Annotated in this window: 18 protein-coding genes; 13 read left to right on the top strand and 5 right to left on the bottom strand. The window is 69.8% G+C overall.

Features of this window, described 5'->3' with window-relative positions; translation table 11 throughout:
* Window positions 1-31: 31 nt before the first annotated feature.
* Both ABE505_RS09315 and bioA read right to left on the bottom strand, forming a co-directional pair.
* The gene (locus tag ABE505_RS09315; protein ID WP_346443017.1) at window positions 32-766 is read right to left on the bottom strand and encodes a 16S rRNA (uracil(1498)-N(3))-methyltransferase; all 735 of its coding nucleotides are present in this window, start codon (window positions 764-766) and stop codon (window positions 32-34) included.
* Window positions 757-2184: an adenosylmethionine--8-amino-7-oxononanoate transaminase gene (gene bioA / locus ABE505_RS09310; protein WP_346443015.1), complete on the bottom strand. Its 1428-nt coding sequence runs from the start codon at window positions 2182-2184 to the stop codon at window positions 757-759. The genes ABE505_RS09315 and bioA overlap by 10 nt, the downstream gene beginning before the upstream one ends.
* A 53-nt stretch (window positions 2185-2237) precedes the next feature.
* On the opposite strand from bioA, the gene nudE reads away from it, so the two are divergent.
* The 4 genes from nudE to ABE505_RS09290 all read left to right on the top strand — a co-directional run bounded on the left by nudE (window position 2238) and on the right by ABE505_RS09290 (window position 4991).
* Window positions 2238-2789, top strand: a complete 552-nt coding sequence (gene nudE, locus ABE505_RS09305) for an ADP compounds hydrolase NudE (protein WP_183427527.1) — start codon at window positions 2238-2240, stop codon at window positions 2787-2789.
* Window positions 2782-3597 (top strand): 3'(2'),5'-bisphosphate nucleotidase CysQ, encoded by an 816-nt coding sequence (cysQ, locus tag ABE505_RS09300; RefSeq protein ID WP_346443013.1) that lies wholly within the window; start codon window positions 2782-2784, stop codon window positions 3595-3597. Before nudE ends, cysQ begins: the two co-directional genes overlap by 8 nt.
* A 126-nt stretch (window positions 3598-3723) precedes the next feature.
* Window positions 3724-4569, top strand: a complete 846-nt coding sequence (gene mazG / locus ABE505_RS09295; RefSeq protein WP_346443011.1) for a nucleoside triphosphate pyrophosphohydrolase — start codon at window positions 3724-3726, stop codon at window positions 4567-4569.
* A gap of 98 nt (window positions 4570-4667) precedes the next feature.
* Complete coding sequence (locus ABE505_RS09290; protein WP_346443009.1) at window positions 4668-4991, top strand: YnfA family protein; 324 nt, start codon at window positions 4668-4670, stop codon at window positions 4989-4991.
* Between the two features lie 473 nt (window positions 4992-5464).
* On the opposite strand, the gene ABE505_RS09285 is transcribed toward ABE505_RS09290, so the two are convergent.
* Window positions 5465-5809 carry a DMT family protein gene (locus ABE505_RS09285; protein ID WP_346443007.1) on the bottom strand — a complete coding sequence of 115 codons (345 nt, stop codon included), beginning with the start codon at window positions 5807-5809 and terminating at the stop codon, window positions 5465-5467.
* 142 nt (window positions 5810-5951) lie between these two features.
* Here ABE505_RS09285 and ABE505_RS09280 point away from each other — a divergent pair, with 142 nt between their 5' ends.
* From ABE505_RS09280 to ABE505_RS09245, 8 genes are all read left to right on the top strand, one after another.
* A complete protein-coding gene (locus ABE505_RS09280) occupies window positions 5952-6665 on the top strand; it encodes a response regulator transcription factor (RefSeq protein ID WP_047137337.1) in 714 nt (237 codons plus the stop codon).
* A 25-nt stretch (window positions 6666-6690) separates the two neighbouring features.
* Window positions 6691-8004: a HAMP domain-containing sensor histidine kinase gene (locus ABE505_RS09275; RefSeq protein WP_346443005.1), complete on the top strand. Its 1314-nt coding sequence runs from the start codon at window positions 6691-6693 to the stop codon at window positions 8002-8004.
* 108 nt (window positions 8005-8112) lie between these two features.
* Window positions 8113-9642 carry an efflux RND transporter periplasmic adaptor subunit gene (locus tag ABE505_RS09270; RefSeq protein WP_346443004.1) on the top strand — a complete coding sequence of 510 codons (1530 nt, stop codon included), beginning with the start codon at window positions 8113-8115 and terminating at the stop codon, window positions 9640-9642.
* Complete coding sequence (locus tag ABE505_RS09265) at window positions 9639-10406, top strand: ABC transporter ATP-binding protein (RefSeq protein ID WP_346443002.1); 768 nt, start codon at window positions 9639-9641, stop codon at window positions 10404-10406. Before ABE505_RS09270 ends, ABE505_RS09265 begins: the two co-directional genes overlap by 4 nt.
* The gene (locus ABE505_RS09260; protein WP_346443000.1) at window positions 10403-11641 is read left to right on the top strand and encodes an ABC transporter permease; all 1239 of its coding nucleotides are present in this window, start codon (window positions 10403-10405) and stop codon (window positions 11639-11641) included. The genes ABE505_RS09265 and ABE505_RS09260 overlap by 4 nt, the downstream gene beginning before the upstream one ends.
* Window positions 11642-11688: 47 nt before the next feature.
* Window positions 11689-12360: a hypothetical protein gene (locus ABE505_RS09255; RefSeq protein WP_346442998.1), complete on the top strand. Its 672-nt coding sequence runs from the start codon at window positions 11689-11691 to the stop codon at window positions 12358-12360.
* Window positions 12361-12379: 19 nt separating this feature from the next.
* On the top strand, window positions 12380-12757 hold the full coding sequence (locus tag ABE505_RS09250) for a VOC family protein (RefSeq protein ID WP_346442997.1): 378 nt from the start codon (window positions 12380-12382) through the stop codon (window positions 12755-12757).
* A gap of 259 nt (window positions 12758-13016) precedes the next feature.
* Window positions 13017-13700: a LysM domain-containing protein gene (locus ABE505_RS09245; protein WP_346442995.1), complete on the top strand. Its 684-nt coding sequence runs from the start codon at window positions 13017-13019 to the stop codon at window positions 13698-13700.
* 120 nt (window positions 13701-13820) lie between these two features.
* On the opposite strand, the gene ABE505_RS09240 is transcribed toward ABE505_RS09245, so the two are convergent.
* Window positions 13821-14339 (bottom strand): hypothetical protein, encoded by a 519-nt coding sequence (locus ABE505_RS09240; RefSeq protein ID WP_346442993.1) that lies wholly within the window; start codon window positions 14337-14339, stop codon window positions 13821-13823.
* Window positions 14340-14409: 70 nt separating this feature from the next.
* A complete protein-coding gene (locus ABE505_RS09235) occupies window positions 14410-15108 on the bottom strand; it encodes an SGNH/GDSL hydrolase family protein (protein ID WP_346443093.1) in 699 nt (232 codons plus the stop codon).
* Between the two features lie 231 nt (window positions 15109-15339).
* On the opposite strand from ABE505_RS09235, the gene ABE505_RS09230 reads away from it, so the two are divergent.
* Window positions 15340-15720 carry a diacylglycerol kinase gene (locus ABE505_RS09230; protein ID WP_346442992.1) on the top strand — a complete coding sequence of 127 codons (381 nt, stop codon included), beginning with the start codon at window positions 15340-15342 and terminating at the stop codon, window positions 15718-15720.
* Window position 15721: the final 1 nt, after the last annotated feature.

Raw genomic sequence — 15721 nt, 5'->3', positions numbered from 1 at the left:
CCGGTCCCGGGCCGGCAGCCCCGGCCTGGGGTCATCCCAGGTCGCCGAACCGCGCCTGCAGCGCGGCGATCGCGGCCATGCCGGCGGTCTCGGTGCGCAGGATCCGGGGGCCCAGGCGCAGCCCACCGAAACCGGCGGCGACGAGCGCGGCGCGGTCGTTGGCCGACCAGCCGCCCTCCGGGCCGATCGCGAGCACCAGCTCGCCCGTCGGCGCGGGCATCGTCGCAAGGCCCGCGGTCGCTTCGGGATCGAGCAGCCAGCGGCCGGTGCCGGGCGACAGCGCGGCCAGTGCCGCGGCCAGCGATTGCGGCGCGGCGACCTCGGGCACGTGCGCGCGCCAGCTCTGCTCGCAGGCCGAGACCACGACGCTGCGCCAGTGCGCGTGCCGCTTGCCGGCGCGCTCGGCGTCGAGCCGGACCTCGCTGCGTTCGCTCGAGACCGGCACGATCGCGGCCACGCCCAGTTCGGTGGCCTTCTGCAGGATCCAGTCCATTTTCTCGCCGCGGGCGATGCCCTGCAGCATCACGATACGCAGCGGCGACTCGAGCGCGACGGGGCGGCCGGCGCCGATCCGCGCGGCCGCGCCGCGCTTGTCGGCTCGGGTCAGTTCTGCCTCGTGGTCGCACCCGTCGCCGTTGAACAACACGCAGCGCTCGCCCTCGCGCAGGCGCAGCACGCGGACCAGGTGCGCGGCGGCGTCCTCGGGCAGTGCGATCGTCTCGCCCTCGCGCAACGGCAGGTCGACGAAGGCCCGAATCACGCGCACGACGTCGCCACCTCGATCGCCTCGGCGGTGACCTGCGCGAGCAGTTGCAACTGGTCTTCGTCGATGCAGTAGGGCGGCATCCAGTACAGGATGTCACCCAGCGGGCGCAGCAGCACGCCGCGCTTGACCGCATGGCGGTAGGCGCGCAGGCCGACGCGCAGCGCCGGGTCGAACGGCGTCGCGCGGTCGCCGTCGCGCGTGAGTTCGAACGCGACGACCATGCCGGTCTGGCGGGTGTCGGCGACATGCCGGTGTGCGCCGACCTGCGCGGCCAGCGCGGCCATGCGCGTGGCGGTGTGTCGGTTGCGCGCCAGCGTGTCGTCGGCAGTGAAGATGTCGAGCGAGGCCAGGGCCGCGGCGCAGGCCAGCGGATTGCCGGTGTAGCTGTGCGAGTGCAGGAACGCGCGCTCGCGCGAGGCGTCGAGGAAACCGTCGTACAGCGCCTGGGTCGTGAGCACCGTCGACAGCGGCAGAAAACCGCCGGTCAGCCCCTTCGACAGGCATAGCAGGTCGGGCTGGATGCCGGCGGGCGTGCCGGCGTTGCCCGGCGCCTGCTCGCAGGCGAACAAGGTGCCGGTGCGCCCGAAGCCGACCGCGATCTCGTCGGCGATCAGGAAGATGCCGTGCACGTCGCACAGCTCGCGCACGCGCCGCAGATACACCGGGTCGTGCATGCGCATGCCACCGGCGCATTGGATCAGCGGCTCCAGAATCAGCGCGCAGATCTCACCGGCGTGCGCATCGAGCAGGCGCGCCAGCGCATCGGCCGCGTCCTCGGCGTGCGCGGCGGCGCTCTGGCCCGCGCGCGCCTCGAAGGCGTCGGGCGAGGGCGCGAACAGCGACTCGCACAGCAGCGGGGCATAGACCCGGCGATACAAGGGAATGTCGCCGACCGCGAGCGCGCCGAGGGTCTCGCCGTGGTAGCCGTTGCGCAGCGCGACGAACTTGGTCCGTCGCGGCGCGTCGCCGCGGTTGGCGAACCACTGGAACGCCATCTTCAGCGCGACCTCGACGCCGGCCGAGCCGTTGTCGGCGTAGAACACCTTCGACAACGGCGCCCGTCCCGGCTCGCGCGGGGCCAGCGCCAGCAGCCGTTCGGCCAGTTCGATCGCCGACGGATGGGTGCAGCCGGCCAGGATCACCTGCTCGAGCGTGCGTGCCTGGCGCGCGATCGCCTCGGCGATGCGCGGCTCGGCATGTCCGTGCAGATTGGTCCACCAACTGCTGCCCGAGTCGAGGATGCGGCGGCCGCCGGCCTCGACCAGCCAGGCGCCTTCGCCGCGCACGATCGGCAGCAGCGGTTGCGTATCGGGGTGCTCGCGCATCTGCGTGCACGGGTGCCAGACCGCGGCGAGGTCGCGGGTCCGCCAGTCGTTGCCGTCGGCTAGAATGGCCGGATCGTGGATCTGTTCTGTCATCCCTCCATTATCGCCCCGCAGCGCCGGCGCCGTGCAGGCCGGAGCGTGCGCGCGTGAGCCGACGGTTGCCGACGATCCATGGGATCACCGAACACGACGCCGGCCCGTACCGGATGGAGCAGCTCGATCTGGAGTTCTCCAACGGCGAGCGCCGACGCTATGAGCGCCTGCACGGGCGTGGCCATGGCGCGGTGATCGTCGTCCCGTTGATCGATGCGGAGACGGTGCTGCTGGTGCGCGAGTACGCCGCTGGCATGCATCGCTACGAGCTGGGTCTGGTCAAAGGCCGGATCGACGCCGGCGAGACCCCGATCCAGGCCGCCGACCGCGAGCTCAAGGAAGAGGCCGGCTACGGCGCCCGTCGTCTCGACGCGTTGCGCAGCCTGAGCCTGGCGCCGACCTACATGAGCCACCAGGCGACCCTGGTGCTCGCGCGCGATCTGTATCCCGAACGCTTGCCTGGCGACGAGCCCGAGGAACTGGACGTGGTGCCGTGGAAGCTCGATGCGCTGCACGAGCTGATCCTGCGCGAGGACTTCTCGGAAGGGCGCTCGATCGCCGCGCTGTTCATCGTCCGCGACTGGTTGCGCCATTACGGTGGCTGACGGCCGCGCGCCGGTCGAGCCTACGGTCGTCGAAGGCGCGATCGCGATCGCGCATCGCGCGGCCGAGGCGATCCTCGCGGTCTATGCGCACGCATTCGAAGTGGTCGCCAAGGCCGACGACAGCCCGGTGACCGCGGCCGACCTTGCCGCGCATCATGTCATCGTCGACGGCCTGCACCGGCTCACGCCCGACATCCCGGTGTTGTCGGAAGAAGCGGCCGATGCGGTGCCGGTGACCGAGCGCCGCGTTTGGCGGCGGATGTGGCTGGTCGACCCGCTCGACGGCACCCGGGATTTCGTCAAGCGCAATGGCGAGTTCAGCGTCAACCTGGCGCTGATCGACGACGGCGTCGCGATCCTGGGGGTGATCCAGGCCCCGGTCACCGGCGCGCTGTGGTACGGCATGCCGGGGGGCGGGGCGTTCCGCCGCGATGGCGGCGGCGAGACCGCGATCCATACGCGCCGGGCGGCGGGCGCGGCCGGTCCGCTGCGGGTCGCCGCCAGCCGCTCGCACCGCGATCCGCGCACCGCCGCAGTGCTGGCACGGATCGGCGACATCGAGCCGCGCCCGCTCGGCTCGTCGCTGAAGTTCTGCCGGCTCGCCGAAGGCGCCCTCGACGTCTACCCACGCTTCGGGCCGACCAGCGAGTGGGACACTGCCGCCGGTCAAGCGATCCTGGAGGCCGCCGGCGGCGTCGTGCTCGACCCCCGCGGCCGACCCTTCCGCTACAACCAGCGCCAGACCCTGCTCAACGGCGATTTCATCGCCATCGGCGATCCCGGCCTCCCCTGGCGCACATGGCTCTGACACTCAAACCGGGGTCAGAGTCGATTTTTCAGGTGCGATGGCCGTCAGCATCCTCAGCAAACCGACGCTGACCCTGTTTGGGAAAATCGACTCTGACCCCGGTCTTGCTTGTGAGGGAGGTGTGTGATGGCCGAAAACGACGACGGGATGGCGCGGTTGCTGGCGGTGATGGCGCGGTTGCGCGATCCGCAGGCCGGGTGTCCTTGGGATCTGCAGCAGGATTTCTCCACGATTGCGCCGTACACGATCGAGGAGGCCTACGAGGTCGCCGATGCGATCGACCGCGGCGACTTGCCGGGCCTGTGCGACGAGTTGGGAGACCTGTTGCTGCAGGTGGTCTTCCATGCGCGCCTGGCACAGGAGCAGGGGACATTCTCGTTCGACGACGTGGTCGCGGCGATCGTCGGCAAGCTGGTCCGGCGGCACCCGCACGTGTTCGCGGACATGCATGCCCCCGACGCTGGTGCGGTCGCGAGCAACTGGGAGGCGATCAAGCGCGCCGAACGGGCCGAGGCCGGCGAGACGGATGGGTCGGCGCTGGCGGGCATCGCCCGTGGCCTGCCGGAATGGCAGCGCGCGACCAAACTGCAGAACCGCGCGGCGCGGGTGGGGTTCGATTGGCCCGGACCGCAGCCTGTGCTCGCCAAGCTGCAGGAGGAACTCGGCGAAGTGCGCGCCGAGTTCGATGCGCTCGCCGCCGATCCCGATGATGCGGCCGCGCGCGACCGGCTGGAGGACGAACTGGGCGATCTGCTGTTCGTCGCCGCCAACCTGGCGCGTCACGCGAAGGTCGATGTCGGCAGCGCGCTGCGCCGGGCCAACCACAAGTTCGAACGCCGATTTCGTGCGATGGAGACGCTGGCCGAGGCCGACGGCACCGTGTTCGCCGAGTTGCCGCTCGCCGCGCAGGAGGCCTACTGGATGCGGGTCAAGCGCAGCGAGGGCCGGTCGGACACCGAAGACCTCGGCTGACGCCTCGCGCCCAGGCAGGCGCCCGACGCCTGTCGCGCTGCGGCAAAGATCCGCCGCCGTCACTTCACGTTGTTCCCGCCCCCCACTCCTCTCGGCCTATGAAGACCTTGCTGCTGTTCCTGCTCACCGCCGTGGCCGAGATCGTGGGCTGCTATCTGCCCTACCTATGGCTGCGCAAGGGCGGCAGCGCCTGGCTGCTGTTGCCTGCCGCACTGTCGCTGGCTCTGTTCGTCTGGCTGCTCAGTGTGCATCCGACCGCATCGGGACGTGTCTATGCGGCCTACGGCGGGGTCTATGTCGCGGTGGCCCTGGTCTGGCTGTGGCGGGTGGATGCGGTCGTGCCGACGCGCTGGGACCTGATCGGTGCGGCGCTATGCCTGGCAGGCATGGCGGTGATCATGCTCTCGCCGCGGCCAGCCTGAGCGGCGCGCGGCTGGGAACACCTAAGGCGCCAGCGGCACTGCGTTTTGGCTTACTCCAGGAAGATCAGCCACGCCGCAACGACGATCATCGCGAAGCCTGCCCCGCCCTCGATTGCGTTCCGCCTGGTCAGGGCAATGAGGCCGCGCGCGCGGCTGGGAACACTTGAGGCGCCAGCAGCACTGCGTTTGGGTCACTCCAGGAAGATCAGCCATGCTGCAACGACAATCATCGCGAAGCCCGCCCCGCCCTCGATTGCGTTCCGCCTGGTCAGGGCAATGAGGCCGCGCGCGCGGCTGGGATTACTGAGGCGCCAGCAGCACTGCGTTTGGGTCACTCCAGGAAGATCAGCCACGCTGCAACGACAATCATCGCGAAGCCCGCCCCGCCCTCGATTGCGTTCCGCCTGGTCAGGGCAATGAGGCCGCGCGCGCGGCTCGGAACACTTGAGGCGCCAGCGGCACTGCGTTTTGGCTTACTCCAGGAAGATCAGCCACGCCGCAACGACGATCATCGCGAAGCCTGCCCAATGGTTCCACTTCAACGGCTGCCCCAGGTACCAGGTCGAGAACCCCGCGAACACCAGCAGCGTGATGACCTCCTGCATGCCCTTGAGCTGCGGCGCCGAGTAGACCGCCGCGCCGATCCGGTTGGCCGGCACCATCAGCGTGTACTCGAAGAACGCGATGCCCCAGCTGACCACGATCACCATCAGCAGCGGCGCACTGCGGTACTTGAGATGGCCATACCAGGCGAAGGTCATGAAGATGTTGGACCCCAGCAGCAGGAGCACGGGGAGGAAGCGTTCGAAGCCGGGCATGTCGATGGCTCGGGCGAGGGAGCGCGAAGCGTAGCGCAGAGCCTGCCGGTCCGCTGGCACGTCACAATCTTCACGAACTGTGCACCCGGCGCGTGAGATTTTCACAAAGATTAATCACCGCACCAGCCACGGGAGCCAAGCAATGCGTGCAGGTCAGGAACCAGGGGGACTCGTTCTCATTGTCGAGGACAATCGCAACATTTCAGAGATGGTCGGCGAATATCTGGAAGGGCGCGGTTTCGAGGTCGACTACGCGGCCGACGGCCTGGACGGGTACCGACTGGCGACGGAGAACAGTTACGACGTGATCGTGCTCGACCTGATGTTGCCCCGGCTGGACGGCATCGAGGTCTGCAAGCGCCTGCGCGAGGATGCGCGCAAGTCGACCCCCGTGCTGATGCTCACCGCGCGCGACACGCTGGACGAGAAGCTGACCGGCTTGAGCTCGGGCGCCGACGACTACCTGACCAAGCCCTTCGCGATCCAGGAGCTCGAGGCCCGGCTGCGTGCGCTGATCCGCCGCGAGCGTCGCCAGGTGGGCTCGGAAGTGCTGAAGGTGGCCGACCTGGTACTCGATCCGGCCAGCATGCGCGCCACCCGCGGCGGCACCGAACTCCAGCTCTCGCCGATCGGCATGAAGCTGTTGACGATCCTGATGCGCGAATCGCCGCGCGTGGTCAACCGCCAGGAGATCGAGCGCGAGATCTGGGGCAACAGCCTGCCCGACTCCGACACCCTGCGCAGTCACCTGTACAACCTGCGCAAGATCATCGACAAGCCCTACGACAAGCAGCTGCTGCACACCGTGCAGAGCGCCGGCTACCGGATCGCCGACATCGAACAATCGCCGGCCTGAGCCGGTACGCCAGGCGCTCGATCCGATGCCCCAGGGGCTCCCCAACCGTATCCGCGATGCGTTCACGTTCCAGGCGGTCATCGCCGGCATGACGCTGGTGGTCTGCATCCTGGCCGCGGCGCTGGTCGGCCGCGAGGTCGCAGCGCGGCATTGGCTGCGCGCCGAGGCCGACGCCTACTGGCGCGCGCGCACGACCGACGCGGCCCATCCACCGCCGTTCGGCGCCAACATGCAGGGCTACTTCGTCCCCCGCGGCGGCGGCGCCTGGGACAGCATCGTCAGCGGCGACCGCGCGGTTGCCAGCCTGCTCTGGTTCAAGGATGCGCCCGAGGGTTTCTCGCAGCGCCGCGACACCAGCGGGGTACTCTTGGTGGATCGGCGCGAGGCCGGGACGCTGTACCTGGCGGTATCGATGGGTCTGTTCGACCGCATGCTGGCCTTGGCTGCAGGCGGTCTGATCGTGTTGACGGTCGGCACGATCTTCATCGTGTCATGGCTGACCTACCGCACGTCCAAACGGATGGTGCTGCCGATCCACCAACTCGCCGTCGAGGTCGGCCGCTGGAATCCCGCCGGCGACGAGGACGGGATGCCACCGCCGCTGGAGTCGCGCGAACGTGGCGGCCGCGAGGCGCAGGCCCTGTCGAACGCGCTACACGGGCTGGGCGAGCGCATCGCCTCGTTCGTACGCCGCGAGCGCGAGTTCACCCGCGATGCCAGCCACGAGTTGCGCACCCCGCTGACGGTGATCCGTGTCGCCAGCGACATGATTGCCGCCGATCCGTCGACGCCGCCGCACCAGCAGCGCCCGCTGCTGCGCATCCGTCGCGCCAGCCAGGACATGGAGGCCGTCATTGACGCCTTGCTGGTGCTCGCGCGCGAGCGTGGGGTGATGCCGCAAAGCGAAGTGTTCGAGGTCGCCGCGGTGGTCGAGGAAGAGGTCGAGAAGGTCCGCCCGATGTTCGACGCCAAGCACCTGGGCTTGCGGGTCGATCTGCAGGCCAGCCCGCGACTCGATGCGCCGCCGCGCGTGCTCGGCGTGATGCTCGGCCATCTGCTGCGCAATGCCTGGGCATTCACCGAGAAAGGCGAGGTGGTGGTGGTGGTGGCCGAGGATCGCATCGTCGTGCGCGATACCGGCATCGGCATGACGCACGAAGTGCTGCAGCGGGTCTACGAGCCGTTCTATCGTGCCGATCCGTTCGGCCAGGCCGGCAAGGGAATCGGTCTGTCCATCGTACGCAGGCTGGGCACCCGCTTCGGCTGGCCGGTGAGCCTGGACAGCACGCCCGGCGAGGGCACCACGGTGACGATCAGGCTGACGCGCCCGGCCGGCTGAGCCCGTGCCCACCGGGTCTGCACGCGGCATGATGATCGGTGCGCACACCGGTCAACTGCGGCCGGCCTGGTGCGTTACCCCGTCATATCGCCCATCGAAGATGCCTGCATGTCGAGCCGTGCCAAGCCCAAGACCGTTTCCCGTCGCCGTGGTCCGGCGCGCATCGTGCCCCTCGTGGTGGGGATCGCGGTCGTCGCCGCGGGGTTGTGGTGGTGGACCGGCCGCAGCAGCGAGGGCGCGGACGCGGCCTACCGCACCACGCTGGTCGAGCGCGGCGACATCCGCGTCGCGATCTCGGCGACCGGCACCCTCAGCGCGACTTCGACGGTGACCGTCGGCAGCCAGATCTCGGGGCAGATCACCGACGTGCTGGTCGATTTCAACGACAAGGTCGTCAAGGACCAGATCATCGCGCGCATCGATCCGAGCAGCTACCAGGCGCAGATCGAGCAGGGCAGTGCGCAAATCGCCTCGGCACGGGCGTCGCTGGCGCAGGCGCAGGCGACGCTGCAGAACGCCGAGCTCGACTATCGACGCAAGGCCGATCTGGGCACCCAGCGACTGGTCGCGCAGAGCGATATCGACCTGGCCAAGGCCGCGCTGGACCAGGCGCGCGCGCAGGTCGCCTCGATGCAGGCGCAGATCCGCCAGCAGACAGCGGCGACGCAGACCACGCGGGTCAATCTGGATCGCACGGTGATCCGCTCCCCGGTGGACGGGGTGGTGCTGCTGCGCTCGATCGAGCCCGGGCAGACGGTGGCCGCGAGCATGACCGCGCCCGAGCTGTTCCAGATCGCCGAGGACCTGGCGAAGATGCGTATCGAGCTGTCGGTCGATGAATCCGACATCGGCCAGGTGCGCACGGGCCAGGCCGTCAACTTCACCGCCGACGCTTTTCCCGATCGCCAGTTCCGTGGCGTGGTCGAGCAGGTCCGGCTGTCGGCGACCACGACCAACAACGTGGTCACGTACCCGGTGGTGGTGACCGTCGACAACAGCGATGGCACGCTGCTGCCCGGGCTGACGGTCAACGCCGAGATCGAGGTCAGCAACCGCCGCAACGTGCTCAAGGTCGCCAGCGCGGCGACGCGGTACAAGCCGGCCGATGCGGCGCAGATCGCAATGGCGGCGCCGTCGGGCGCGCCGGGCGGTGGTCTGGTGCCCGACCTGGAGGCCGCAGCCGCGGACCTGGAATTGAATGCATCGCAGCAGGCCGCGTTCGATGCGGCGCTGGCCGCCATGCGCGCGCGCCAACAGGACCGCCCGCAGGCCGGGGGCCAGCGCGCGCCGGCGGGCGCGCGCGGCCCGGCAGCGGGTGGCCCCGGTGGCGGACCGGGCGGTGGCGCGCGCGCGCTCGATCCCCGTCTCCAGGCACAGATCCGGCAGCGCGTGACCGAGCGCGTCCAGCAGGATTTCGCCGAGTTTACAGCGCAGCTCGACGACACCCAGCGCGCGCAATGGCAGCGCACGCTGGCCTCGCTCGTGGGCGCGACGCGGACCACGCTCTATCGCCTGGTCGACGGGCAGCGCGAGGCGGTGCCGGTACGCATCGGCGCCAGCGACGGCAGCAGCGTCGAGATCTCCGGTCCGCTCGCCGAGGGCGATGCGATCGTCATCGGCGAACGCGCGCCGCGATGAGCACGTCCACGCCGGCGCCCGTCATCGAGACCCGCGCACTCAAGAAGATCTACGCCGAAGGCAGCGAGGCGGAGGTCGTGGCCTTGCGCGGCGTCGACCTGCGCATCCGGCGCGGCGAGTTCGTCGCGATCATGGGCCCGTCGGGGTCGGGCAAGTCGACACTGATGAATCTCATCGGCTGCCTCGACACGCCCAGCGATGGCGTCTACTTGTGCGATGGCATCGACGTCGCGACGCTCGACCGCGAGGCGCTGGCGGCCCTGCGCCGCGACACGATCGGGTTCGTCTTCCAGGGCTTCAACCTGCTGCCGAGAATGAGTGCGCTCGACAACGTGGCGATGCCACTGGGATACGCGCGCGTGCCGCCGGCCGAACGGCGGGCGCGGGCGCAGGCCGCGCTCGAGGCGGTCGGGCTGGGCGCGCGAACCGCGCACCGGCCCAGCGAGCTGTCCGGCGGCCAGCAGCAACGCGTCGCGATCGCGCGCGCGTTGATCAACCGGCCGCCGGTGCTGCTCGCCGACGAACCCACCGGCGCACTCGACACCCGCACCGGCGAGGAGATCCTCGCGCTGTTCAAGCAACTGCGCGACGATGGCCATACGGTGGTGCTGATCACCCACGACCCGGAGGTCGCCGCGCATGCCGACCGCACCTATGTGATGCGCGACGGCGAACTGCACGAAGAGCCGGGTTCCGGCGATCGCGGACCGGATGCCGGTTCCGATGCCGGGCTCTCGAGTCAGCGCCCGGGAGTGGGACCATGAACTTCCTCGACATCCTGCGCACGGCGATCTTCGCGCTGCGCGGCAACTGGATGCGCAGCGCGCTGACCTCGCTGGGCGTGATCATCGGTATCGCAGCGGTGATCGTCATGGTGTCGGTGGGGCAGGGCACCCAGGCCGAGATCGATCGCCAGTTGTCGGGCCTGGGCGCGCAGAAGCTCGACATCGGCCCCAGCGCCGGCCGTTCGCCGGGCGGTGCGCGCATGAGCGCATCGAGCTTCTTCACCCTCAACGAGGGCGATATCGACGCGATCCGCCAGGAGATTGCGGAGGTGCAGTACATCTCCGGTTCGTTGCGTGGCAGCAGCCAGGTGGTCTACGCCGAACGCAACTGGAACAGCAGCTGGCGCGGGGTCCAACCCGATTTCCTGGAGATCAACGGCTGGACGATCGCCAATGGCAGCGTGCTCGAGCCCCAGCACTTCACCGGCGCCGAGCGCGTGGTGCTGCTGGGCGAGACCGTCCGCCGGGAGCTGTTCGGCGAGGCCAGCGGCGTCGGCGAACAGGTGCGCATCGGCCGGACGATCTTCACCGTACTCGGCACGCTCGACAGCAAGGGGCTGAGCGGTTTCGGCAGCGATCAGGATGAGATCCTGATCGTGCCGCTGGACACCGCGCGACGGCGCCTGATGGGGGCGATGGGCCTGCCGGCCGGCGCGGTCATGGATGTGTCGCTGACCGTCGCCGATGCCGGCGACCTGGGCTATGTGCAGAGCGAGGTGGAGTCGCTGCTGCGTCAGCGCCATCGGATCGGACCGGGCGAGCCGGACGACTTCCAGGTGCGCAATGTCTCCCAGCTGGTCGCCACCCGCAACCAGACCACGCGCCAGATGTCGTGGCTGCTCGGCGCGGTCGCGACGATCTCGCTGATCGTCGGCGGCATCGGCATCATGAACATCATGTTGGTCTCGGTGACCGAGCGGATCCGCGAGATCGGCCTGCGCATGGCGGTCGGCGCCGGGCCGTCGGACATCCGCCGCCAGTTTCTCGCCGAGGCGATGCTGCTGTCGCTGGGCGGCGGTGTGCTGGGCATCGCGCTGGGCGTGATCGGTGCATTGCTGGTCGGGCACTACAACAGCGAGTTGCCGATCCAGCTCAATGGCAACGTGGTCGCGCTGGCGGCCGGGTTCTCGGTCGCGACCGGCCTGTTCTTCGGCTACTACCCGGCGCGCAAGGCGTCCGAACTCGATCCGATCGAGGCGCTGCGTCAGCAGTAGTGCGGCTGGGCGTCCTGCGCGCACGGGGTGAGGCTATGCTCCGGGCCATGCCTGCCTCGCGTTCCGATGCCACCAATGTCGAGCTGTCCGGAGCGCCGGCGATCGACGCCGCCCTGCTGCGTCGCTTGCGCGCGCAGGCGGCGCGCCTGAGTCGACGTGCGGCGGATGTCGACGATCTCGTGCAGGAGGTCCTGCTCGCCGCGATCCTGGCAGGCCGCACCGATGCGGCATGGCTGGCGGGCACCCTGCGCCGACAAGCGGCCCTGGCTGCGCGCGGTGCGGTGCGACGGCGCCGCCGCGAAGATGCGGTCGGCGAATGCCTGCATGCGCGCCAGGCCTGCGATGTGCCGGCCTTGCCGGCACTGCCGCCGATGCCGCCCGCGGCCCAGCGCGTGGCCCGGCTCGTCCTGCACGGGCTCGATGCCGCCGAGATCCGTTGGCTGCTCGGCATCTCGCCGCAGGCGTTCCGGCAGCGGTTGGTCTCGGTCCGCAAGTCCGTCGCCGCGGCGCCCGCAGAGGTCCGGGCGGCGCTGCGGGCGTTCGCCGCGGCCCCGGTGCCGCACCGCGCGCCGATGCCACGACCGATGGGGCCGGCCCGCCGCGTGCTGCAGAGTGCGGGGGTGGGCGGTGCGCTCGGGACGCATGATCCCAGTGGGCATCTGCTGTTGATCCGGCGCGGTGCTCACATTCCGGCCTCCGGCGGCAACGTATCGGCGTAACCCACCTTCAGGAACCGCCATGCTCGCAAATGCTCGACTCGAAACGCTTGTGTTCTTCGTCACCGACCTGCCGCGCAGTGCGGCCTTCTACCGCGACGTGCTCGGCCTGGCGCTCACGGTCGAGGACAGCCACGAGGGCCCGATGGCCACCGCCCAGGCCGGCAGCGTGACCCTCGTGTTGCTCGAACGTACTGTCCGGGTGGGCGAAACCCCGATCCCGGTGTTCTCGCTCGATGGTGGCATCGACGACTGCGCCGATGCGCTTGTCGCCCACGGCGTGGAGATCGTGACGCCCGTCAGCGAGGCACCCGACGGTGGCCTCACCCTCGACTTCCTCGATCCCGACGGTACCGTGTTGAGCCTGCATCAGCCCATGGGGGCTGCCCGCCGACGCTGATCGGTCGAGCCCAGGAGCGGCGCGCTGGCGCTGCAGGACGGCCTGCGGCGCTGCACGCAGGCCGATCGCCCGTTGCGGTGCCGCGGACATCGTGTCGCCGTGGCGATGCCGCCCACGGCCTGGCCGGGGCGTGCGATGAATAGGGCGAACCCTTTCGCTAGGGTCGATCCCAGATTGAGCGCACAGGCCGGGGCGGCGACAGTGCATACGTCCGCCCCAGTGCCCTGGGGCCTGCCAGACGTCCTTCCGGAGGCTAGCGATGACCGCGATCGGCAGCACCTCGTCCCATCACATCGCCTGGGGCGATACCCTCAGTGCACTGGCCGTCCGCTATGGCACCTCGGTCGATGCCCTGATGTCGGCCAACAGCCAGATCCGCGACCCCAACAAGATCTACGCCGGCGACACGCTCAACATCCCCGGTGCCGCAGGCGGCGCAGGCGGCAGCCAGGGGAACGGCGGCGTCGGCGGCACGGGCGCGGTCGGCGATACAGGGGCGGTCGGCGACACGGGGGCGGTCGATGCGCGCAACCCGGCCGCGATCGCCGAGCAGTTCATCGGCCGTAACGCAGGCGAACTCAAGTACAGCGACGAGCTCCCGATGCAGTCGTGGGTGCCCAACAACGTCAACTGTGCAAACTTCGTCTCGGCGGTGCTGCAGAAGGCCGGTGTCATCGACGCCGGGCAGGCCAGCGCCTCGGTCGATCAGTTGGCCAGCAACCTCAAGGGCGACGGTTGGCAGACGGTGTCGCTCGCAGATGCCCGGCCTGGCGACGTCGTATTGATGCAGAAGAACGGCCAGTCGCATGTGGTGCTGTTTGCTGGCTTCGAAGGCGGCAAGCCGCAGTTCATCGGCTCCAACAACGTCAACGCCGACGGCTCGCAGCGCATCAGCTGGGGCGGTGCCTCGGACAACTACGAGATCATCACCCCGCCGCGCTGAGGCGTCGTTGCGACGACCCGCACAAGGCCGGCAATTGCCGGCCTCCGTGTCTGTGTGGCATTCGTCCGTGTGCTCAGGGGCGCGCAGCGGCCCCCGGCGGTGCGCGCCCGCTCGCCGACGCTAAAACCCGAACAGCTGACGCGGGGCCGCGTGCGTTTCCGGCCACGTCAGCCAGGCCACATCAGACGGCCCGATCGCGTGGTCGAGCACCGTCCATCGGGGCGTAGGGGGATCCAGCTCCGTCGATGCGCCGTCGTCGGTCGGCGCCTCACGCGCGTCCTCATCGCCGCTGCTCTGTGCGGGCTGCGCGCGCAGCAAGGCCACATAGACATCGGACATGCCACCGGCCGCGGCACGCTCGGCGTAAGGCGTGCCGGCATAGTCCGGACGACCGCCCCCGGGCGCGCGCAGCGTGCCTTGCAGGAACGCCCAGTCGCCCAGCCGGTCCAGGCGCTCGACCTCGACGACCACGCGATCACCGAGCGCGCTGCGCAGTGGCGCGGTGGCGGCGTCGAGCAGCACGTCGTAGCCCGGCGCACCCGGGTGTTGCGGCGCAACGGTCGATTGTGCGAATGCGTGCGACATGGGAACTCCCAGGGTCAGCGCGGCCAGCAGGCCGGCGGCGAGGCGGTGGCGCATGGCCGTGCTCCGGGTCGATACCGGTCGCAGTCTGGTCCGACCCGCATTCGGGCCGGGTGAACGCCCGGTATCAACGGACCAGATAGGGGCCGATGATGTCGCGCCACAAGGCGTAGCCGGCAGCGTTCATATGCAGGCGATCTTCGATGAACAGGTCTTCGCGCGGCACCCCGTTCGCATCCAGCATCGGGGTGAAGACATCGATGTAGGCGACGTTGCGCTGGGTCGCGGACCAGGCGCGCAGTGCGTCGTTGGCCTGACGCTGGATGCCCAGCAGGTTCGCGCGCGACGGGCTGGGCTTGATGCCGAGCAGCGCGATCTGAGTGCCCGGCAGTTCGGCGTGGATGCGCCGGACGAAGGCCTGCGTGTCGGCCAGTACCTGTTGCGCCGAACGTCCGTCGGCGGTGTCGTTATCGCCGGCGTAGAGCACGATCTGCCGCGGCCGGTAGCGCAGCGCGATCTCATCGGCGTACCACAACGAGTCACGCACCTGCGAGCCGCCGAAGCCGCGGTTGAGCACCGGCACGTCGGGAAAGTCCGTCGCCAGCGTGTCCCAGAAGCGCACCGATGAGCTGCCGGTGAACACCACCGGCCGTTCCGGTGGCGGCGCTGCGGCATCCTGGGCGGCGAACCGAGCCATGTCGGCCGCCCATTCGGGTGACGACACCGGATCCAGGCCTGCGGTGAAACTGCGCGAGCTGGCGCAGCCGGCCAGCAGCACCGCCACGAGCGACAGGACGGCGGCGGCGCGGAGACGGGCGAAAAACAGTGCGTACATCGGGACAGGACCGGGTTCGAACGAGCCGCCAGTCAAACAGCCCCTGTCGCGCGATGCAAACCGCGGCCGGCCCGGGGCCAGGGATGTGGCAGAATCGCCCGGTCGCGACTGTCCCTCCCGATCCGGTCTGTCATGCTTTCGACCCCTCCGCGGCCTGTGCTCCGCGTCCTGCCGGTGCGCATCCGGCGTTCGGCGACGGCTCGCCGGGCGCGGGCGTGAGCGATGGCCGACGACACCGGACATTGGCCGCGCGGGCCGGCACGCATGCTCAAGGCCACGGTGTGGTCCTGCCAGGGCCTGCGTGCGGCCTGGCTGCACGAGTCGTCATTCCGGCTCGAGGTCTGTGTGCTGGCGGTCCTCACGCCGCTGGCCCTGTGGCTGGGCGACACCGGCGTGGAACGGGCGCTGCTGCTCGGCAGCTGCCTGCTGGTGCTGGCGATGGAGTTGTTGAATTCGGCGATCGAGGCGGTGATCGAGCGCTACGGCGCCGAGCACCACGAGCTTGCCGGACGGGCCAAGGACATGGGATCGGCCGCGGTGTTCGTGACGATGATCAATGTGGTGGCGGTATGGACGCTGATCCTGCTGCCGCGCTGGCTGTAGA

Origin of the sequence: Luteimonas sp. TWI382, from assembly GCF_039674545.1 — a bacterium.
Lineage (GTDB): Bacteria > Pseudomonadota > Gammaproteobacteria > Xanthomonadales > Xanthomonadaceae > Luteimonas.
Note: the sequence above shows the minus strand (reverse complement) of the source record. Positions and strands in the feature narration are given on the sequence as shown.

Coding starts and splice junctions, on each gene's coding strand:
- bioA (WP_346443015.1), bottom strand. CDS start 2,184: ATGACAGAACAGATCCACGATCCGGCCATTCTAGCCGACGGCAACGAC.
- mazG (WP_346443011.1), top strand. CDS start 3,724: ATGGCCGAAAACGACGACGGGATGGCGCGGTTGCTGGCGGTGATGGCG.
- ABE505_RS09290 (WP_346443009.1), top strand. CDS start 4,668: ATGAAGACCTTGCTGCTGTTCCTGCTCACCGCCGTGGCCGAGATCGTG.
- ABE505_RS09285 (WP_346443007.1), bottom strand. CDS start 5,809: ATGCCCGGCTTCGAACGCTTCCTCCCCGTGCTCCTGCTGCTGGGGTCC.
- ABE505_RS09280 (WP_047137337.1), top strand. CDS start 5,952: ATGCGTGCAGGTCAGGAACCAGGGGGACTCGTTCTCATTGTCGAGGAC.
- ABE505_RS09275 (WP_346443005.1), top strand. CDS start 6,691: ATGCCCCAGGGGCTCCCCAACCGTATCCGCGATGCGTTCACGTTCCAG.
- ABE505_RS09270 (WP_346443004.1), top strand. CDS start 8,113: ATGTCGAGCCGTGCCAAGCCCAAGACCGTTTCCCGTCGCCGTGGTCCG.
- ABE505_RS09265 (WP_346443002.1), top strand. CDS start 9,639: ATGAGCACGTCCACGCCGGCGCCCGTCATCGAGACCCGCGCACTCAAG.
- ABE505_RS09260 (WP_346443000.1), top strand. CDS start 10,403: ATGAACTTCCTCGACATCCTGCGCACGGCGATCTTCGCGCTGCGCGGC.
- ABE505_RS09255 (WP_346442998.1), top strand. CDS start 11,689: ATGCCTGCCTCGCGTTCCGATGCCACCAATGTCGAGCTGTCCGGAGCG.
- ABE505_RS09250 (WP_346442997.1), top strand. CDS start 12,380: ATGCTCGCAAATGCTCGACTCGAAACGCTTGTGTTCTTCGTCACCGAC.
- ABE505_RS09245 (WP_346442995.1), top strand. CDS start 13,017: ATGACCGCGATCGGCAGCACCTCGTCCCATCACATCGCCTGGGGCGAT.
- ABE505_RS09240 (WP_346442993.1), bottom strand. CDS start 14,339: ATGCGCCACCGCCTCGCCGCCGGCCTGCTGGCCGCGCTGACCCTGGGA.
- ABE505_RS09230 (WP_346442992.1), top strand. CDS start 15,340: ATGGCCGACGACACCGGACATTGGCCGCGCGGGCCGGCACGCATGCTC.